An 18,790-nucleotide genomic window follows, 5' to 3' on the forward strand; every position below is an offset into this window, starting at 1 on the left:
CCACTCCGTGTCGCTGTCCGAGGCGACGGGTGTTAGAGCTGCGCGAAGACTTCAACTAGCGCGATAATTTACGACATACAATTCCCGAAATCAGCGACATTCTCAACTTGCATGCGGCCGAGCGGCCAACGCCTAGTCGAAGAAGGCGGCATCCTCTTCGCGGAGGTAGCGGCGCGCTTCCTGCACCACGAAATCGACGCCCATGCCAGGGCTGTCCCAGACCTCGATGAAGCCGTCCCGCACGATTGGTGACGGCAGGCCCGTGACGATATCGCCCCACCAGTCGGGATCGGCGATCGGGCACTCGAAGGCGATGAAGTTGTCCGGCAGGGTCGCCGAGACCTGCAGGAGGGCGGCCAAGCCGAGGAGCCCGTTCGCCGTCCCGTGGGGTGCGAACAGGATGCCGTGCAGGTCGGCATATTCCGCCACCCATTTCAGCTCGGCGATGCCGCCGACATCGCAAGGATCGGGGCCCAGCACATCGACGGCGCGGCGCTCGATCAGCTCCTTGAAGTTCTGCCGGAGATAGATCTGCTCGCCGGTATGAATCGGCGTCGTCGTGCTCGTGGTCAGGTCGCGGTAGACCTCGGCGTTGACGAAGGGGATCTGGTCGCCGGTCAGCATGTCCTCCAGCCAGAGCAGGTTGAGGGGCTCGACCGCCTTGGCGAAGCGCTGCGCGTCCGGCAGCGTCCAGCCGGGCCCGCAATCGAGCGCCAGCCCGATCCGGTCGCCGGCCACCTCCTTCATCGCCTCGACGCAGGCCAGCGTGTGCTTAAAGCCGCGCTCGGTCATCAAGCCGGTGTCGCGCAGGCCGGGAAAGGCCTGCTGCGAGACCTCCCCGTAATGATAGTCCTCAACCTTGCGGGCCATCGGGCTGTGGAAGGAAATCGGCTGCTTGATGATGGTGAAGCCTTCCGGCAGGGCCATCATCCGACGCAAGTCCTCGGCATAGTCCTCCGGCTCCTGACCCGCGAACGGAAAGCGGCGCCCGCCATTATAGACGCGCACGCGGTCGCGCACCTTGCCGCCCAGCAATTTGTGCACCGGCAGGCCGGCCGCCTTCCCCGCCACGTCCCAGAGCGCCATCTCGATGGCGCTGATGGCACTCCCCCAAGGCTTGAAGGCGCCGCGGAAGCGGATGCGCCGCATGACGTTCTCGACATTGGTCGGATCGAGGCCCAGGAGCCGATCGCGCAGGCTCAGGACGTGCGGCTTGAGATAGGGCTTCCAGAACTCGATCTGGCCGTAGCCGGAGATGCCCTCGTCGGTGACGATGCGCACGATCGGATGCTTGTCGATGACCGCACAGCGCAGGTCCACGATCTTCATCTTGCCTCCCTTGGCCGCCCCCGTCGGAAAGCGGCATCATGATGCGGGAATTTCGGCCGAAATAGCCGCCGCCGTCTCCATCACGGCGCGCAGCAGCGCCTTGCGGGCGGCCGGGTCCTTGTCGGACAGGAAGGGCACGCTGAGTGCCGCGACGAAGCGGCCGTCCGGCTCGACAATGGGCGCTGCCAGGGCGTGGACGCTGGCGCCATGCTCGCCTCGGTCCTGCGCCCAGCCCTGTCGCCGGATCCGTGCCAACTCGCTGCGCAGCTTCGCCGGGTCGGTCACGGTGCGGGCGGTATAGCCCTCCAGCGGCCTGACCAGCAGCTGCTCCAGCTCGGCCGGCTCCAGATGGGCCATGACCATCTTACTGGCTGCACCGGCATGCAGCGGGAAGCGCTGGCCAACCGCGGGCGCCAGGCCATAGGGGCTCGTCGCGGCGGCGACGGCGATAGTGAGCACACGATCGCCGTCATGCACCGAGATCTTGTTGGCTTCCCCGGTCGCCTCGGCCAGCGCGTGGAGGTGACGCTGGGCCAGGGCCACCAGGTCGTAGCGCTTCACGTCGATGCGTACCTGGGCCGCCAGGGCCAGCAGGCGTGGGCCGAGCTGATAGGAGCCATCGGCCATGCGCCGGACGATCTCGCGCTCGGCCAGTGTGTTGAGGATGCGGTAGACGGTGCTGCGCGGCAGGTCGAGCTGCTGCACCAGATCGCGGATGCCGGCACCGGCTGCCCGCTTCTCCAGGATGTCCAGAATGTCGAGCGTGCGCTCGAGCACCGGCACGCCGTTGCGCGCCTTCTGGTCCGCCGGTCCTTCGTCGCTCATGCGCTGTCCGTCCGCCTCATGGCTGGCGCTCTATCATCCCCATTTGAATAGGTGAAGTTCTCATTTGAAAATGAACGTGGAAAAGGCGTTGACAGCCCTCTGCCGTGACTTCATCCTGATATGAATAGCAGTTGTTCATATTTGAACAGCATGCAGGACGATCAGGGTGGCCCACGCGGCCGCGAGCACGGAGGAATGCCGATGGCTGCGAGTGGCCGTCAGGGACGGATCATGCACACCATGATCCGGGTGGGCGATCTCGATCGGTCCATCGCTTTCTATGCCAGGCATTTTGGCATGGAGGTCATCCGCACGATCGACTTGCCAGAGGGCAAGTACACGAATGTCTTCATCGGCTACGGTGACGAGAAAACCAACCCGATGATCGAGCTCACCTACAATTACGGCGTCGAGAGCTACGAGCGCGGCAACGGCTTTGGCCATCTCGCGGTGGGCGTGGCGGACATCTACGGCACCTGCGAGCGGATGCGCGCCGACGGCGTCCCGATCGTCCGGGCACCGGGGCCGGTTAAGTTCGGCACCACCGTCATCGCCTTCGTCGACGACCCGGACGGCTACCGGGTCGAGCTGATCGAAGATCGCGGCTGACCCAAGGAAAGGACGGCAGCGATGGAGTTCACCCGGCTCGGCCGCTCAGGCCTCGAAGTGTCGCGCATCTGCCTGGGCTGCATGACCTTCGGCGAGCCCGCCCGCGGCAACCCGACCTGGACGCTGCCCGAGGACGAGAGCCGCGAGCTCATCCGCAAGGCGCTCGACCTCGGCATCAACTTCTTCGACACGGCGAACATCTACTCCAACGGCTCCAGCGAGGAGATCGTCGGCCGGGCGCTGAAGGACTTTGCCCGGCGGGACGAGATCGTCCTGGCGACCAAGCTCAACTCGCCCCTGCGCGAAGGACCGAACGCCGCCGGCCTGTCCCGCAAGGCCATCATGCAGGAGATCGACCACAGCCTTCGGCGGCTCGGCACCGACTATGTCGATCTCTACCAGATCCATCGCTGGGACCCGGTGACCCCGATCGAGGAGACGCTGGAAGCGCTGACGGACGTCGTGAAGGCCGGCAAGGCCCGCTATGTCGGCGCGTCCTCGATGCATGCCTGGAAGTTCGCCAAGGCCCTCTATCTGTCCGACCGCAGGGGCTGGTCGCGCTTCATCTCCATGCAGAACCACTACAACCTCCTCAACCGCGAGGAGGAGCGGGAGATGGTGCCGCTGTGCGCCGCCGAGGGCGTGGGGCTGATCCCCTGGAGCCCGCTCGCGCGCGGCCTGCTGGCCCGCGAGGAAGGGCAAGAGAGCCTGCGCAAGGACACCGACCTGCTCAGGCCCAAGCTCTATGGCGATACCGAGGAAGCGGACGGCAAGGTGATCGCGGCCGTCGCCAGGATGGCGGCGCGCCATGGCGTGCCACGAGCCCAGGTGGCGCTGGCCTGGCTGCTCGCCAACCCAGCGGTGACCGCCCCGATCGTGGGCGTCAGCCGGAAGGGCCAGATCACCGATGCGGTCGCGGCCGTGGCACTGCGGCTTTCGGCGGAGGACCTGGCCAAGCTCGCCGAACACTACGTCCCGCACAAGGTCGCCGGCTTCACCTGAAGGCAGGCGGCGCGTGCGATGGCTGAAGGATGAGGAAGGATCCCGCGTGATTGAGACGAAGGACATCGAGCGCCCGCCGGCAGAGCATTGCCGGGCCCTTCGGGAGATGGGGGCAGCGACGATCACGGGCACGCTCTACCGGATGGGCGTCCGCAACTCGCATATCTGCGGGCCCGTCGCGTGGACCAAGGGCAGGTGCATCGCCGGCCCGGCCCTGACGCTCCAGTTCATGCCCAAGCGCGAGGATCTCTACGGCGACGACGAGTATGCCGAGCCGGAAAAGCAGCTCCACCGCCACGTGCTCTACCACACCCAGCCCGGCGACATCGTCGTGGTCGACGCGCGCGGCGACATGCGCAGCGGCATCTTCGGCGAGATGATGCTGACCTTCTTCCAGGGCAAAGGCGGTGCCGGCGTCGTGATCGACGGATGCCTGCGCGACTACCCGAACTACGGCAATATCGAGCTGCCCCTTTGGATCCGCGGCCTCACGCCGAACTTCCACACCCAGACCGACATCATGCCGTTCGGGGTGAACATCCCGATCGCGTGCGGCGGCGTGCTGGTCATGCCGGGCGACATCATCGTCGCCGACGATGACGGGGCGGTGGTCGTGCCGAAGGCGCTGGCCCCGCGCGTGATCGCGGAAGCCGCGGTGCACCATGAATGGGAAGCCTTCTCCAAGGAGCGGCTGATGGCTGGCGGCGACCTGCGCCGTTACTACCCGCTCACCGAGGCCGCCCGCCCCGAATACGAAGAGTGGTTGAGAGCCCAGCCGGCGAAGTAGCCGCCGGAAGGATGTGGCCGCGCCTGGACGGCTGGCGGCCCGCGAGGAGGATCGGATGCCGAAGCCATCGGCGATCAAGGTCGGGATGACGCTCTCGGGGCCAAGGCTCGCCGAGCAGAACGCGCGCTTTGCCGCCCAGGCCGGTGCCACCCACATCGTCGTCCATCTCGGCCGCTACGCGCCCGGTCCCGATCCGTCACCCTACCAGACCGGCGGTGCCGTCGGGCCGATCCTTGGCGACTGCTCGGCCGAGCCGCTCTGGTCGTACGAGCGGATGGCGGAGGTCGTGGCGATGCTGCGCGCCCACGGGCTCCAGATCGCCGCGATGGAGAACTTCGCGCCGAACTTCTGGTCGGACATCCTGCTGGACGGCCCGCGCAAGACCGCGCAGATGGACGACCTGAAGCGCCTCGTGCGCGATGCCGGGCGGGCGGGCATTCCCGTGATCGGCTATAACTTCTCGCTGGCCGGCGTCTGGGGCTGGATGCGCCGACCGGTCGGGCGTGGCGGTGCGCTCACCTCGGTCTTCGATGCCACAGCCTTCGATCCCGATGCGCCGATCGCCGACGGCATGGTCTGGAACATGCGCTACCGGGCGGGCCGTCCGGAGGCGCCGCCGGTCACCGTGTCGGACGCGGAGCTCTGGCAGCGCCTGGAATGGTTCCTGAAGGAACTCGTGCCGGTGGCGGAGGAGGCGGGCGTGCGCCTGGCGGCCCATCCGGACGACCCGCCGGTGGAGCGGCTGCGCGGCACGGCCAGGCTGGTCAACCAGCCGCACAAGTACGACCGCCTGCTCGGCGTCGTCCGCAGCCCCGCCAATGCGCTCGAGTTCTGCCTGGGCTCGCTGCAGGAGATGACGACGGGCGACGTGTATGCCGCCACCCGCAAGCACGCGCGTGCCGGCGATATCGCCTACGTCCACTTCCGCAACGTCCGCGGCAAGGTCCCTTCCTACCAGGAGACCTTCGTCGACGACGGCGACATCGACATGACCGAGATCGTCCGGATCCTGCGCGACGAGGCCTATGACGGCGTCATCGTGCCGGACCATGTGCCGGAGCTGGACTGCGCAGCACCCTGGCATGCCGGGATGGCCTACGCGATCGCCTACATGCGCGCCCTGGTCGGCAACGCCGAGGCACTCGGTCCATCCAGAACCGCCCGAGAGCTGAAGATGGCGGGATAACGAGAACGAGGCGCCGATCCGATCGGCAAGAAGGGCGACATCCAGAATGGCGCCACCATCGCGCTGGCCGAGACCGGCGGCCTGGAGCCGGTCGGCGAGTACCTGACCCAGCAGGGCATGACGTTCGACGACTTCTTCCCCGCGGCCCTCGAGACCGCCACCTACCAGGACAAGCTCTATGCCCTGCCCTTCCAGGTCGAGGCGCATGCGCTGGTCTACAACAAGGGCGCGTTCCGCGAGGCCGGCCTGGATCCGGAGAAGCCGCCGCAGACCTGGGACGAGCTCGTCGTCGCGGCGCAGACGCTGACGAAGACGACCGAGCGCGGCCAGCAATACGGCTACGGCGTGGCCGGCGGCGGCCAGGACCAGCCGGGCAACACGCTGTTCCGCACCCTGCCGCTCATGTGGATGAACGGCGGCGGCATCCTGTCGGACGACTTCACCAAGGTCACCCTGAACCAGCCCGAGAGCGTGGCGGCGGTCCAGTTCTATGCCGACTTCTATACCAAGCATGCGGTAGCACCGCCCTCCACGCTCGAGAATGACGGCCTGGCGCTGCGCCGCCTGTTCATCGCGGAGAGCATCGCGATGATCCAGGCCTCGCAGGCGGACTTCCTGCTGATCAAGCAGGGCAATCCCGACCTCAACCTGGGCGTGGCCCGCCTGCCCCATCCCAAGGACCGCGATCCCGCCGTGATCCTGGGCGGCTGGAACTTCATCGTGCCCGCCGAGGCGCCGAACAAGGCGGAGACGCTGCAGTTCCTGCAGTTCCTGTCGAGCACCGAGAACATCGCCTACTACACGAACACCAGCCCCGCCCGCCGCAGCGGGTTCGACCAGCCCCAGCACCAGCGCCCCGACCTGGTCGGCTTCAAGCAGATGCTGGACTACGCGCGCCGCCAGCCGCCGCTGCCCGAGTGGTCGCAGATCGTGCAGATCTACTACGACCACTTCCAGGAAGTGCTGCTCGGCACCCCGGCGCAGGAGGCGATGGACGCTGCCGCCGCCGAGATCCAGCCCCTGCTGGAACAGTGACGAGATGGCCAGGCCGCTCGCCCCCGCCGCCGGGAATCTCGCTGACGAAAGCCGTCCGGCGCGACGCGCGTTCAGGATCGGCGCCGGGCCGCTGTTCATCCTGCCGACGATGGCGCTCCTGGCGATCCTGATCCTCTATCCGGTCGTCTCGACCGTGATCCTGAGCTTCACCGACGCTGCCGGCCGCTATGTGGGCGGGGACAACTATGCGGCCGCCTTCCGCTCGTCCTCGACGATCCGGGTCATCTTCAACACGATCTACTATGTCGCCGGCTCGGTGATCCTGCAGCTGGTGATCGGGGTGGCCGCGGGCATCCTGCTGAACCAGAAGTTCCGCGGCCGCGCCATGGTGCGCTCCTTGATGCTGATCCCCTGGGTCATCCCGGGCATCGTCGCGGCGATGACCTGGGCCTGGATGTTCCATACCGACTATGGCATCGTGAACTATGCCCTGGTGTCGCTCGGCATCATCGACCAGCCGGTCGGCTGGCTGACCAATCCGTCGACGGTCATGCCGGCGCTGATCGCGGTGAACGCGTGGAAGATGTTCCCGTTCGTCGCGGTCATGGTCCTGGCCGGGCTGCAGTCCGTCCCGGAGGAGCTGTACGAGGCAGCCAGGGTCGATGGCGCGCAGTTCCGCCACGAGGTCTGGCACATCATGCTGCCGCAGCTCCGGCCGGTGCTGGTGGCGATCACGCTGCTGCTGGTGATCTGGGGCCTGGACGGCATCACCATCATCTACTCGATGACGGGCGGCGGTCCTGCCGGCCGGTCGATGATCTTCCCGATCCAGATCTACGCGATGGCGTTCGAGTTCTTCGAGTTCAACCGGGCGGCTGCCCTGTCGGTCGTCTACTTCCTGCTCATCGTCGGGCTGATCGCGCTCTATCTTCGCGCCTTCGCACCGCAGGAGAACGACTGATGGCGCTCAAGACCACCGGTGCCAGAAGCTGGATCTACCTGCCGCTGGCCATCCTGCTCACGGTCAGCCTGTTCCCGTTCCTGTGGATGGCGACCTCCTCCTTCAAGCCGTTGCGCCAGCTCTACGCCGTGCCGCCGTCCTGGCTGCCCGATCCTGCGACCTTCGCCAACTTCGAGAAGGTGATCTTCAACAGCAACATTCCCCGCTACTTCCTGAACAGCACGATCATCTCGCTGGGCTCGACGGCCCTTGCCCTGTGCTTTGCGATCTTCGCCGCCTACGGCTTCGCCCGCTTCCGCTTCCGGGGAAAGATCCTGGCGCAGTCCTTTGTGCTCATCGGGCAGATGCTGCCGACGGCCACCATCATCGTGCCCCTTTACTTCGTGCTGAGCTATTTCGGCCTGATCAACACCTATCTTGGCCTGATCCTCGTCTACCTCATCCTCACCCTGCCCCTCAGCGTCTGGATGCTGACGAGCTACTTCAAGGGCATCCCGCGCGAGCTGGAAGAGGCCGCGATCATTGATGGCGCGTCACGGCTGACCATCCTCTTCAGGATCAACCTGCCGCTGATCATCCCGGGCATCGTCGCGGTGGTGCTCTACTCGTTCGTCGCGACCTGGAACGAGTTCGTCTTCGCCCTCTCCTTCGCGACCGACCGGAGCATGAAGACCCTGCCGATCGGACTGGCCGAGTTCTCGTCCGAGTTCGACACGGACTGGGGAGCGGTGATGGCCGCGTCCTTCATCATGACGCTGCCGATCGCCATCATCTTCCTGGCCCTGCAGCGCCTGTTCGTGGGCGGCGTGATGTCCGGCGCGACCAAGGGCTGACAGGCCGGCGACGGCGGATCACGAGATCTGCCGGCCCGGCGCTGCGGGCTTGCGTCGCTGCCTGTCGAGACCGTCGTCCCGCTGGCCCTGTCCGCGCCTGGGTGCCGAGCGGCGGCGCTGGGCAGACCAGCTGTAGCGGTGGTCGCCGCGGATCAGCTTGAGATGATCGCTGATCCGGTTGCGCTCCAGCCAGGCGAACTCGGCTTCGAGCTCGGCCTGGGTCATCGTCGCCCGGGCCTTGCCGAACAGCTGCTTCAGCACCGCGTTATAGGCATGGTAGCCGACCGGCGGCTCGATCCGTCCGCCGTCGCCATCCTCGATGACCTGGGTCGCGACCAGCTGTCCCACCTGCCGGCGCAGCCGGCGCTCGGCCTGAGTCGGCGTTTCCGGCAGGCCGTCGTCCTCCGGATCGATGACGGTGGCCGGCATCGGCTCTGCCGGGCGGCGCGGCTGGATGGTCTCGAAATGCAGCTCGGTCGCCTCCGAGCGCAGCGGCTCCAGGGCCGGGCGGGAGGGCAGGAAATCGAAGGCGTGCCGGTCGCCCAGCGGCAATTCCTCCTGCTCGCCCCTGCGCCGCGCCCGCGCCCGCCCGGACTGCTCCACCTCGACGGCGCGCCGGAACATCCGGAACATCGGATCGTCCGGGTGGTAGATCAGCGCGCGCTGCTCGTCATAGGCACCGCCATGCGGGTCGAACCGCGTGGCCCGTGCCACCATCTGTTCCAGCCAAGGCACGGAGCGGATCTGGGTCAGGCAGGCGACATGGCTGATCTCCGGTGCATCCATGCCCTCGTAGGCCATGCCGACCGTGACCAGCACGGACGGCTCGGGCCGCAGGCGGAAGCGGGCGATCCGCTCGATGGCATGGGATTCGTCGGAGATCGCCAGCGCCACGCCGGCTGCGGCGACCTCCGGATCGGGGCCCATCCAGCCGCGCAGGATCTCCGTATAGCGGCGCGCGGTCGCCTGGTCGGGTGCCACGACCAGGAGCTTGCCCAACCCGCGCACACCCTGCCCCGGTGCGGCGCCCAAGGCGTCGCGGCGCTGCGCCCGGTGCTTGCGGCAATCGGTGAAGGCACGGCGCAGGAGTGCTTCGGCGTAGCCGGTGCGAAGGGCGGTGAACAGCATGGGGCGCAGCTTGTCGCTCGCCTCCGAGAACGAGGTCGCCGCGAAGCGCTCGCCGCTCACCATCCATTCCGCTTCCCCGTCGAGCGCGCCGAAGCGGATCGGGATGATCGAACGCTCGGCCAGGGCGGCACGCCGGTCGTAGCCGATCACGGCCCAGCCTTGCGCGGCCAGCTCGACCCGCCGCTGGTTGCGGGCGAGATGGTCGCGCCGGTAGTTCAGCCAGAGGATCGGCCGCCGGTCCGAGCGCTCCAGCGTGCCGGACATGAGGAGGCGCAACCGGGCCGTCTCCAGCAGCGGCAGGAGGGCGCGCGACCAGGACGTGTCCTCGGCAGCATCGGCCGCCTCGTCCAGGTCGCTCAGCCCGGGCAGGTGATGGAGCTCGTCCACGCAGAGCAGATAGCGGTGCCGCTGGAACTCGGCGAGATGCAGGTCCGGTGCCGCGGCGATGGACTGGTAGGTGGTGACGTAGCCGGCAAGGCCGCGGCACAGGTCCGGAGCGTTCTCGGCTGCCCGCACGGCATGTCCATGGCGCAGGAACGCCCGCCAGGCCGGATCCACGAAGGCTTCCTCGGCCTGGCGCCGCAGGGTGTCGCGCGGCACCACCCAGCAGATCCGCTCCACGATGGGCCGGCCCTGGCCCGGCGGGATCGCCCCCAGCAGGCGGGCGGCCGCGATGACCGGTAGGGCCGATTTTCCGCCGCCCGGCGTGACGGCGGCCAGGATGTCGGTCAGGTGCCGCGAGCCCGCCGCGATGGCCCCGCAGAGGCGGTCGACCTCGTCCTGATGACGTCGAAGCCGCAAGGCCGCTACCCGGCGTGCGGACCGGGTTGCTGAGTCCGGCTCACGAGAAGTCTCCAGCGAGGACCATGCTCCTTGGACGGTCAGCGACCACCCGTGCCGGACCGTCGCCCGACAGCTCTCGCTCGTGCTTAAGCATGCTCGCCCATCATCATGTTGTGGCCGATGCCAGGAGAGCAACTATATGTGGGCGATGCGGAGCGTCAATGACCGCATACCTATTTTCTAGAACAAAATTGGTACGACCCGCAACCTCGGCCGCTGTTCGGCACGAGATCCGGCCTGAAATTGCCGTACTTCTGCCAGCCGGTGCCGGTCGCTAGGAGTTTGGCCTGCCGCTAGGAAGCGATGACGGCTAACATGGCACGGCTGGACCGGCCATCGTGAATCGATCCTAGCCGCGACGAAGCACGACCCCGTCCGCCTCGAAGCCGAGCGGTACGGTCAGCAGGGCACGGAACTCCTTGTAGCCGAGCCGGCCGGGGCGGAAGGCGTGCAGGAAAAGCTGGGGCCGCCCGTCCAGGCCCGGCGCGACCGACGGATGGCCGGGGCCGATCCATTCCCTGGTGGAGCGAAGCAGCGGCTGCTCCATCTTCCGGTAGGGACCCAGGACCTGCTCGGCGACGGCAACCCCGATCCCGTACTCGGCGGTGGAGAAGTCGTTGCCCGCGTAGAGCAGGTAATGCCGGCCCGCCTGCTCCGTGACCCAGATGCCCTCCACCAGGTGCGCCTCCCATGGCTGGTCGTTCTCGAGGACGGTGGTCGGCCGGCCGAGCAGGCGGGAGCCGTCGGCGGCCAGGCGCTGTGCTCGGACCCGCGTCCTCATCGCGATCAGCATGCCGTCGATCCGCTCCCGGACCGCCTGGTCCTGCCTCGGGCGCAGCTCGGCCAGCCGCCGCTGGAAGCCGGTGAAGTCGGAGGTGACGGCCTCGATGAGCACCTGCAGGACGAGGAACCTCTCCATGGGCTCCAGCGTGCGGATCCACGGCCAGAGCGCCTGGACGAGGGCAGCCGTGCGCTGGTCCTCGGGCAGCGGAAACAACGCTGCGATCAGGCCGCCATGCTCACGGATGAGTTCGCACAGATGGCCTGGCCAGAGGTCGTTTGTGTCCTCCTTCCAGAACAGATGAGCGATCCCGTCCCGGCCGACGAAGACATGGGGGTCGATGACGCCGCCCCGGAGCAGCGGCTCGTCGGCCGCAACGAAGGGGCCATCCGGCGCGGGCGCCCAGGCCATGCCGATGGCGAGCGTGCGGTCCTTCATCCTCGCCGTGAAGCAGGCGAGGTAGCAGTCGCCGAGCCTGTGGATCTCCGGGGCCCAGTAATCACCGATCCCCTCGCCGTCCGCGGCCCAGCCTGGCCTGCGTTCCCTGGGGAAGATGAACCCCCTGGGTTGCCAGTGCCGCAGGTCGTTGGAAGCGAGGATCGGGAAGGCATCCGGCGCATCGTTCGACGTCACCGCGAGGTAGTAGACGCCACCATTTTGGCTCCCGGGCACCTCCGGCACCCGGATGACTGCCGGGTCGCCGTAGCCGTACAGGATGCCCGGCCCGAGGTTCTCGGTGAGCAGCGGTTCATAAGGCGCGCTGAATGAAGGTGCTCCCACCTCCTGCCGGCTTCGCGGGACCCGCGTACCCATGTCCTGCGCCAGCCTGGCGAACAGGTCGAGATAGCTGGACTGCTGCCTGGTCGGCAGGTGGTACTCGCAGGTCCGCGCCAACCCGCTGCCAGCACTCCCCTCGCCAAGGGTGACCGTCCATGAGAGCCCGCCCTGGCAGGATTCAACGATCCTGATGTCGAATCGGAACGGCGCCTGGGGTGTCGAGGCCAGCGCCAGATCGCGTGCCGTCATCCCGGTCTCCTCCCGCTGGACTAGGGCGCATCCTGGACATGCCTCCTAGGAACGGCCTTGCGCCCGTTCAGTTCGGCGGCACGGCGTTCCGCGCGATCGCAGGCTGCCGGGCCGTTCGGCGCGCGGCGGAAAATCAGCGCCATGGCGCGTCATTTCTTCCCGATAGCCAGCAAGGTCCCGACCGGTCTAAGCGTGGCGCGGGGGAAGATCGGAACGTCCTGATGACCGAGGTTCGCGAAGGGGAAGCGCCGTTTAGGGAATGGCGCACCTGGTACCGGGTGACCGGCGACCTGCGTAGTGGCCGCCCGCCGCTGGTGGTCCTGCACGGCGGGCCGGGCTGCACCCATGACTATGTCGATTCGCTGAAGGACATCGCGGCCACTGGCCGGGCGGTCGTGCATTACGACCAGCTCGGCAACGGGCGCTCGACCCATCTGCGCGACCGGGGTCCGGCGTTCTGGACCGTCCGGCTGTTCTTGGACGAGCTCGACAACCTCCTGGACCATCTGGGGATCGCCGGCTCCTATCATGTGTTCGGCCAGTCCTGGGGCGGCATGCTGGGCTCCGAGCATGCGGTGCGCCGACCGGCCGGCCTGCGCTCGATCGTGATCGCGAACTCGCCGCCCTCGATGGAGCTTTGGGTCGAGGAGGCGAACCGGCTGCGCGAGGAACTGCCGCCGGCACTCCAGGCGACCCTCCTGGCGCACGAGGCGGCCGGCACGACGCTGTCGGCCGAATACGCCCTGGCGATGAAGGGCTTCTACGAGCGCCATGTCTGCCGGATCGTGCCGATGCCCGAGGAGGTGGCGCGCACCTTCCAGGCGATCGAGGACGATCCCACCGTCTATTTCACCATGAACGGCCCGAGCGAGTTCCACGTGATCGGCACGCTCAAGTCCTGGTCGGTGATCGACCGGCTGCACCTGATCGACGTGCCGGTCCTGCTGATCTCCGGCCGCTACGACGAGGCGACGCCCAAGGTGGTGCAGCCCTTCGCGGACAACATCAAGGACGTGCGCTGGACGATCTTCGAGCAGTCCAGCCACATGCCGCATGTCGAGGAGCGGGAGGCCTGCATGGCGCTGGTCGCCTCGTTCCTGGACGAACAGGACGCACGCGGTTGAAGGAGAGCATCTGCATGTGGCGTGAGATCGAGCCGGAAAAGACCCACGAGGTCCCAATCGATGGCGGCTTCAAGGTCGTCGCCTACGAGTTCGGCTCAGGGGACGAGACCGTGTTCTGCCTCAACGGCGGCCCGGGCCTTGCCTGCGACTACCTGCGGGAAGCGCATTCCTGCCTGATCGACCATGGCTATCGCGTGGTCGCGTTCGACCAGCTCGGCACCGGCAAGGCCGACCATCCGACCGACACCGCCCTTTGGACGATCGGGCGCTATGTCGAGGAGACCGAGCAGGTCCGCCAGGCGCTGAACCTCGGCAAGGTTCACCTGCTCGGCCATAGCTGGGGCGGCTGGCTAGGCATCGAGTACGCGCTGACCTACCCGCAGGCGCTCAAGACCCTGATTCTGGAGGACACGGTCGGCGACATGCCGCACCTGATCTCAGAGCTGGAGCGGCTGCGCGCGGCACTCGGGCCGGAAACGGTCGCGATGATGCAGCGCCACGAGGCCGAGGGCACGCTGGAGCATCCGGAATACCAGGCGGCCGTCACCATCCTGAACTACCGCCACGTCTGCCGGCTGGACGAGTGGCCGGCCCCGGTCAAGCGCTCGCTCGACAGCTGGAACATGGGGCCGTACGGGACGATGCAGGGCCCCAACGAGTTCCTCTACACCGGCAACCTGAAGGACTGGAACCGGATCCCGCGCATGCACAAGATCACCGTGCCGGCGCTGATCACGACAGGGCAGCACGACGAGCTGACGCCGGCCTGCGCGCTGAAGATGAAGCTGGCCCTGCCGGATGCGGAGCTGCACTGCTTTCCGAACAGCAGCCACATGCCGTTCTACGAGGAGCCGCACGCCTACTACCCGGTGCTGCTGGACTTCCTGAACCGTCACAAGGGACGCTGATGACGGAGCGCTCGGTCCTGGCCGACGGCTTCGTCGTCTGGGAGGAACGGCCGGCCGACGCGACCTTCGAGGTCGCGCTCGGCGGCGGCCACAAGGTCAAGGCCTACGCCTATGGCGATGGTTCGGAGGTCGTCTTCCTCCTGAACGGCGGCCCGGGCCTTCCCTGCAACTACCTGCGGGCACCCCACCTGCCGATCGTCGAGGCCGGCTACCGGGTGGTGGTCCACGACCAGCTCGGCACCGGTGCTTCGGACCATCCGGACGACCCGTCGCTCTGGACGCTGGAGCGCTATGTCGAGGAGGTCGAAGCGGTGCTGGATGCGTTGGACCTCGAGCGCGTCCACTTTCTCGGCCATAGCTGGGGTGGCTGGTGCGGGATCGAGTATGCCCTCACCTACCCGCACCGGATCGCGTCGATGGTGCTGGCCGACACGGCCGCTGACATCCCGCATCTGCTGCAGGAGATCGAGCGGCTGCGCGCAGCGCTCGGCAGCGAGACGGTCGCGATGATGCAGCGCTTCGAGGCGATGGGGAACCATGCGCACCCGGCCTACAAGGCGGCGGTCGACCTGCTCGACTTCCGGCACATCCGCCGCCTGCCCGAGCGCCCCAAGCCGGTGGCCGACAGCCGGGCCGGCTTCAACCTTCCGATCTACATGGCGGTGCAAGGGCCGAACGAGTACCACTATACCGGTTCGATCAGGGACTGGAACCGGATCGACCAGTTGCATCGCTTCACCTGGCCGACCCTGGTGATCCAGGGCCAGCACGACGTGCTCACGCCGGCCTGCGGGATGCACATGCTGAACGCGCTGCCCAACGGAGAGATCCGCATCTTCCAGAACAGCTCGCACTCGCCGTTCTACGAGGAGCCGCGGGCGTATCGCCGCGCGCTGCTCGACTTCCTCGACCGCCAGCGAGTCTGACCAACGATGCATCGGTTCCGCTTCGTCCTCTGGCGGCCCCTTCAGCTTCTCCCGGTGCTGTTCGGCATCAGCGTCATCACCTTCGTGCTGATCCGGATGATCCCGGGCGATCCGGCGCGGCTGCTGCTGGGCGCGCGCGCCACGCCCTCGGCCCTGGCCCGAATCCGCGAGCAGTACGGCCTGGATGAGCCGCTTTGGGCCCAGTACGCCTATTTCCTCTCCAACCTCTCCCAGGGAGAGATGGGCCGCTCGATCGTCTACAAGATCGGCGTGCTCGACCTGATGGCGAACCGGATCCTGCCGACCGTGTGCCTCGTGGTCGGCAGCGTCCTGCTCTCGCTCCTGATCGCGATCCCGCTGGCCTCGATCGCGGCGCGCCAGCGCGGCCGGACGGCCGACCATGCCATCCGGATCGTGTCGACCGCCGGGCTGGGCCTGCCCGCCTTCTGGCTGGGGATCATGCTGATCATCCTGTTCAGCGTGAAGCTCGGCCTGTTCCCGGTGGCCGGCTGGGGCGACACCTGGCTGGAGCGGCTGCACCACATGGTCCTGCCCTGCCTGACCGTGGCGCTGGCGCTCTCGGCCGTGCTCACCCGCAACCTGCGCGCGGCGATGATCGCCGAGATCGGCTCGGACCAGGCGATGGCGGCGCGCTCGCGCGGCCTGCCGGAAAGCGTCGTGTTCCGCCGCCACGTCCTGCCGAACTCGCTGGTGCCCACGGTCAACCTCCTGGCCGTGAACATCGGCTGGCTGATCGGCGGCTCGGTCGTGGTCGAGACGGTGTTCTCGCTCCCAGGCATGGGCCAGCTCCTGGTCCGCGGGATCTTCGCCCGCGACTACATGGTGGTGCAGGCCGTCGCGATGGCCTTTGCGGTCGCGACCGTGCTGATCAACTTCCTGGCCGATCTTCTGACCGTCGCGATCGACCCGCGGGTGCGGCTGTGAGCGCCCTCGCCGCGTCGCGGCCGGGGCCGGCCAGCCTGCCGAAGCTGCCGCTGCCGCTCGTTCTTGGCATCCTGCTGGTCGGCGCCTGGGCGCTCCTGGCCCTGGCCGCTCCCTGGGTGGCGCCCTTCGACCCGATCGCGCAGAACCTGGCCGTGGCCCTGCAGCCGCCATCGGCCGCGCACTGGCTCGGCACGGACAATTTTGGGCGGGATGTCCTGTCCCGGGTGATCTGGGGAGCCAGGGTCGATCTGCAGATTGGCATCATCGGGGTCGTGTTCCCGTTCATCATCGGCACCAGCATCGGGGCCGTTGCGGGCTATGCCGGCGGGATCGTCGACACCGTGCTCATGCGGGTGATCGACGTGGTGCTGGCCTTCCCGTTCCTGGTCCTGATGATCGCGATCATCGCCATCCTGGGGCCGGGCCTTGCCAGCTTCTATATCGCCATGGCGCTGGTCGGCTGGGTCTCCTATGCGAGGCTGATCCGCGCCCAGGTCCTGGTCCTCAAGCACGCCGACTTCGTGCTCGCCGCCAAAAGCCTGGATTTCGGCCATGCGCGCATCCTGTTCCGCCACATCCTGCCCAACGCCATCACCGGCTCGATCGTGTTCTCCATGTCCGACGTGGTGCTGGTCATCCTGTCCGGCTCGTCGATCTCCTATCTGGGCCTGGGCGTGCAGCCCCCCACCGCGGAATGGGGCATCATGATCGCCGAGGGACAGGGCTTCATCACCACCGCCTGGTGGATCTCGGCATTTCCCGGCTTTGCGATCGTGATCATGGCCTTCGGCTTCTCGCTATTGGCCGACGGGCTGGCCGAGTTCCTGGGAGTCCGCGAATGAGCGCGCCGCTGCTCGACGTGCAGGGCCTGACCGTCGCATCCGCCCGTGGGACGGTGGTCGAGGACGTGTCCTTCACGATCGGACAAGGCGAGGTGCTGGGCCTGGTCGGCGAGAGCGGTTCCGGCAAGACCGTCACCTGCCGGGCCCTGATCGGCCTCCTGCCGGCAGGCTCGCTTGCCGTCACCGCAGGCTCGGTACGGCTGGAGGGACGCGAGATCACAAGGCTCGACCCGGTGGCGCTGGGCAAGGTGCGCGGCCGGCAGATCGGGATGATCTTCCAGAACCCGTCGAGCCACCTGGACCCGGTCATGCGGATCGGCGACCAGATCGGCCTAGCGGTCCGGCACCATCTGGGCCTTGGCCGCCGCGAGGCGCGCGCCCATGGCATCGAGCTGCTGCGCCAGGTCGGCATCCCCGATCCCGGTGCCAGGATCGACAGCTATCCGCACGAATTGTCCGGCGGGATGCGGCAGCGCGCCATGATCGCCACGGCGCTGGCCTGCGATCCGAAGCTGGTGATCGCCGACGAGCCCACGACGGCGCTGGATGTGACCGTGCAGGCCCAGATCCTGCGCCTGCTGCTGGATCTGCGCGACCGGCGCGGCGTCTCGATGCTCCTGATCACCCACGACCTCGGCGTCGTGGCGCAGACCTGCGACCGGATCGCCGTGATGTATGCTGGGCGGATCGCCGAGAAGGGCCAGAAGCGGCGTGTCCTGGCCAGCCCGCACCACCCCTACACGCAGGCGCTGATCCGCTGCCAGCCGGCCAGCGGCGGCGGGGTCGGCCTCCTGCCGAGCATCCCGGGCCAGCCGCCGATGGCCGGCTCGATGCCGCGCGGCTGCCGCTTCCATCCCCGCTGCGAGCGGATGCGGCCGGCATGCCGGGAGCGCCAGCCTGACCTGCTGCAACAGGCGGATGGCAGCGAGGCGGCCTGCTTCTTCCCGGTATCGGAGCCGGTGCTGGAGGCGGCGTCGTGAGCGTGCCGTTGATCGAGGCCAGCCAGCTGGCCGTCCATTTCCGGACCGGTGCCGGCACCGTGCGCGCGGTGAACGACGTGTCGCTCATGATCCGCCCGGGCGAGACGCTGGGTCTGGTCGGCGAGAGCGGCTGCGGCAAAAGCACGCTCGGCCGGGCGATGATGGGGCTGATCCCGCCAACGGGCGGCACGATCCGCTTCGACGGCCAGGAGGTGGCCGACCGCGCGGGCTGGTCGAGGCTGCGCCGGCAGACGGCGATGATCTTCCAGGACCCCCTGAACTCCTTGAACCCGCGCGCCCGCGTGGGCGACATCATCGCCGAGGTCCTGCAGGTCCATGGCAAGGCGTCGGGCGGCCAGTTGCGCAGCCGGGTCGGCGAGCTGCTGACCCTGGTTGGCCTTCGCCCGGAGTTCGCGGAGCGGCGCCCCGGCACGCTGTCGGGCGGCCAGTGCCAGCGTGTCGGGATCGCCCGGGCGCTCGCGATCGAGCCGAAGCTGGTGATCGCCGACGAGTGCGTGGCGGCCCTGGACGTGTCGATCCAGGCGCAGATCATCAATCTCCTGATCGAGCTGAAGGAGAAGATGGGCCTCGCCCTCGTCTTCATCGCGCACGACCTGGCCCTGGTCCGCCGCTTATGCGACCGGGTGGCGGTCATGTATCTCGGCCGGATCGTCGAGGAAGGACCGGTCGAGCAGGTCTTCCGCCGTCCGCTTCATCCCTATGCCGACGCCTTGATCCAGGCGATCCCGGAGATCGATC

18 protein-coding genes are annotated in these 18,790 nt (G+C 67.8%); 14 read left to right on the top strand and 4 right to left on the bottom strand.

What is annotated here, in order from left to right; genetic code table 11:
- Nucleotides 1–132: 132 nt before the first annotated feature.
- Nucleotides 133–1,329 (bottom strand): mandelate racemase/muconate lactonizing enzyme family protein, encoded by a 1,197-nt coding sequence (locus VHL31_RS13840; protein ID WP_329661809.1) that lies wholly within the window; start codon nt 1,327–1,329, stop codon nt 133–135.
- Nucleotides 1,330–1,365: 36 nt separating this feature from the next.
- Nucleotides 1,366–2,154 carry an IclR family transcriptional regulator gene (locus VHL31_RS13845; RefSeq protein ID WP_329661810.1) on the bottom strand — a complete coding sequence of 263 codons (789 nt, stop codon included), beginning with the start codon at nt 2,152–2,154 and terminating at the stop codon, nt 1,366–1,368.
- A 201-nt stretch (nt 2,155–2,355) separates the two neighbouring features.
- Between VHL31_RS13845 and gloA the strand changes: the two genes are divergently transcribed.
- Genes gloA through VHL31_RS13880 form a run of 7 tightly spaced genes read left to right on the top strand, consistent with a single transcriptional unit; the run spans nt 2,356 to nt 8,528 of the window.
- Nucleotides 2,356–2,763 (top strand): lactoylglutathione lyase, encoded by a 408-nt coding sequence (gene gloA / locus VHL31_RS13850; RefSeq protein ID WP_329661811.1) that lies wholly within the window; start codon nt 2,356–2,358, stop codon nt 2,761–2,763.
- A gap of 21 nt (nt 2,764–2,784) precedes the next feature.
- Nucleotides 2,785–3,765, top strand: coding sequence for an aldo/keto reductase (locus VHL31_RS13855; RefSeq protein ID WP_329661812.1), 981 nt, complete (start codon nt 2,785–2,787; stop codon nt 3,763–3,765).
- 46 nt (nt 3,766–3,811) lie between these two features.
- On the top strand, nt 3,812–4,552 hold the full coding sequence (locus VHL31_RS13860) for a ribonuclease activity regulator RraA (protein WP_329661813.1): 741 nt from the start codon (nt 3,812–3,814) through the stop codon (nt 4,550–4,552).
- A gap of 55 nt (nt 4,553–4,607) precedes the next feature.
- Nucleotides 4,608–5,738 carry a mannonate dehydratase gene (locus VHL31_RS13865; protein WP_329661814.1) on the top strand — a complete coding sequence of 377 codons (1,131 nt, stop codon included), beginning with the start codon at nt 4,608–4,610 and terminating at the stop codon, nt 5,736–5,738.
- Nucleotides 5,739–5,777: 39 nt separating this feature from the next.
- Nucleotides 5,778–6,773: an ABC transporter substrate-binding protein gene (locus tag VHL31_RS13870; protein ID WP_329661827.1), complete on the top strand. Its 996-nt coding sequence runs from the start codon at nt 5,778–5,780 to the stop codon at nt 6,771–6,773.
- Between the two features lie 4 nt (nt 6,774–6,777).
- The gene (locus tag VHL31_RS13875; RefSeq protein WP_329661815.1) at nt 6,778–7,695 is read left to right on the top strand and encodes a sugar ABC transporter permease; all 918 of its coding nucleotides are present in this window, start codon (nt 6,778–6,780) and stop codon (nt 7,693–7,695) included.
- A complete protein-coding gene (locus VHL31_RS13880; RefSeq protein WP_329661816.1) occupies nt 7,695–8,528 on the top strand; it encodes a carbohydrate ABC transporter permease in 834 nt (277 codons plus the stop codon). The genes VHL31_RS13875 and VHL31_RS13880 overlap by 1 nt, the downstream gene beginning before the upstream one ends.
- Nucleotides 8,529–8,546: 18 nt before the next feature.
- Here VHL31_RS13880 and VHL31_RS13885 read toward each other — a convergent pair whose 3' ends face one another.
- Nucleotides 8,547–10,457: a DEAD/DEAH box helicase gene (locus VHL31_RS13885; RefSeq protein ID WP_329661817.1), complete on the bottom strand. Its 1,911-nt coding sequence runs from the start codon at nt 10,455–10,457 to the stop codon at nt 8,547–8,549.
- Nucleotides 10,458–10,848: 391 nt separating this feature from the next.
- Nucleotides 10,849–12,306, bottom strand: a complete 1,458-nt coding sequence (locus tag VHL31_RS13890) for a family 43 glycosylhydrolase (RefSeq protein WP_329661818.1) — start codon at nt 12,304–12,306, stop codon at nt 10,849–10,851.
- Between the two features lie 221 nt (nt 12,307–12,527).
- On the opposite strand from VHL31_RS13890, the gene VHL31_RS13895 reads away from it, so the two are divergent.
- From VHL31_RS13895 to VHL31_RS13925, 7 genes are all read left to right on the top strand, one after another.
- Entirely contained in the window at nt 12,528–13,430 is a 903-nt protein-coding gene (locus tag VHL31_RS13895; protein WP_329661819.1) for a proline iminopeptidase-family hydrolase, read from the top strand.
- 14 nt (nt 13,431–13,444) lie between these two features.
- Complete coding sequence (locus VHL31_RS13900) at nt 13,445–14,338, top strand: proline iminopeptidase-family hydrolase (protein WP_329661820.1); 894 nt, start codon at nt 13,445–13,447, stop codon at nt 14,336–14,338.
- A complete protein-coding gene (locus tag VHL31_RS13905; RefSeq protein WP_329661821.1) occupies nt 14,338–15,264 on the top strand; it encodes a proline iminopeptidase-family hydrolase in 927 nt (308 codons plus the stop codon). Before VHL31_RS13900 ends, VHL31_RS13905 begins: the two co-directional genes overlap by 1 nt.
- Before the next feature lie 6 nt (nt 15,265–15,270).
- A complete protein-coding gene (locus tag VHL31_RS13910; RefSeq protein ID WP_329661822.1) occupies nt 15,271–16,209 on the top strand; it encodes an ABC transporter permease in 939 nt (312 codons plus the stop codon).
- Between the two features lie 35 nt (nt 16,210–16,244).
- Complete coding sequence (locus tag VHL31_RS13915) at nt 16,245–17,051, top strand: ABC transporter permease (protein WP_349262442.1); 807 nt, start codon at nt 16,245–16,247, stop codon at nt 17,049–17,051.
- Nucleotides 17,048–18,031, top strand: coding sequence for an ABC transporter ATP-binding protein (locus VHL31_RS13920; protein ID WP_329661824.1), 984 nt, complete (start codon nt 17,048–17,050; stop codon nt 18,029–18,031). The genes VHL31_RS13915 and VHL31_RS13920 overlap by 4 nt, the downstream gene beginning before the upstream one ends.
- A gap of 2 nt (nt 18,032–18,033) precedes the next feature.
- Nucleotides 18,034–18,790, top strand: a 757-nt coding sequence (locus VHL31_RS13925) for an ATP-binding cassette domain-containing protein (RefSeq protein ID WP_349262443.1), incomplete at its 3' end; no start/stop codon positions are given.

Origin of the sequence: Geminicoccus sp., assembly GCF_036263595.1 — a bacterium.
Taxonomy (GTDB): Bacteria; Pseudomonadota; Alphaproteobacteria; order Geminicoccales; family Geminicoccaceae; genus Geminicoccus.

What these genes read in the sequence shown, in the direction of transcription:
- VHL31_RS13855 (WP_329661812.1), top strand. Translation starts at nt 2,785, where the DNA reads ATGGAGTTCACCCGGCTCGGCCGCTCAGGCCTCGAAGTGTCGCGCATC.
- gloA (WP_329661811.1), top strand. Translation starts at nt 2,356, where the DNA reads ATGGCTGCGAGTGGCCGTCAGGGACGGATCATGCACACCATGATCCGG.
- VHL31_RS13845 (WP_329661810.1), bottom strand. Translation starts at nt 2,154, where the DNA reads ATGAGCGACGAAGGACCGGCGGACCAGAAGGCGCGCAACGGCGTGCCG.
- VHL31_RS13900 (WP_329661820.1), top strand. Translation starts at nt 13,445, where the DNA reads ATGTGGCGTGAGATCGAGCCGGAAAAGACCCACGAGGTCCCAATCGAT.
- VHL31_RS13875 (WP_329661815.1), top strand. Translation starts at nt 6,778, where the DNA reads ATGGCCAGGCCGCTCGCCCCCGCCGCCGGGAATCTCGCTGACGAAAGC.
- VHL31_RS13865 (WP_329661814.1), top strand. Translation starts at nt 4,608, where the DNA reads ATGCCGAAGCCATCGGCGATCAAGGTCGGGATGACGCTCTCGGGGCCA.
- VHL31_RS13840 (WP_329661809.1), bottom strand. Translation starts at nt 1,329, where the DNA reads ATGAAGATCGTGGACCTGCGCTGTGCGGTCATCGACAAGCATCCGATC.
- VHL31_RS13890 (WP_329661818.1), bottom strand. Translation starts at nt 12,306, where the DNA reads ATGACGGCACGCGATCTGGCGCTGGCCTCGACACCCCAGGCGCCGTTC.
- VHL31_RS13895 (WP_329661819.1), top strand. Translation starts at nt 12,528, where the DNA reads ATGACCGAGGTTCGCGAAGGGGAAGCGCCGTTTAGGGAATGGCGCACC.
- VHL31_RS13880 (WP_329661816.1), top strand. Translation starts at nt 7,695, where the DNA reads ATGGCGCTCAAGACCACCGGTGCCAGAAGCTGGATCTACCTGCCGCTG.
- VHL31_RS13910 (WP_329661822.1), top strand. Translation starts at nt 15,271, where the DNA reads ATGCATCGGTTCCGCTTCGTCCTCTGGCGGCCCCTTCAGCTTCTCCCG.
- VHL31_RS13905 (WP_329661821.1), top strand. Translation starts at nt 14,338, where the DNA reads ATGACGGAGCGCTCGGTCCTGGCCGACGGCTTCGTCGTCTGGGAGGAA.
- VHL31_RS13920 (WP_329661824.1), top strand. Translation starts at nt 17,048, where the DNA reads ATGAGCGCGCCGCTGCTCGACGTGCAGGGCCTGACCGTCGCATCCGCC.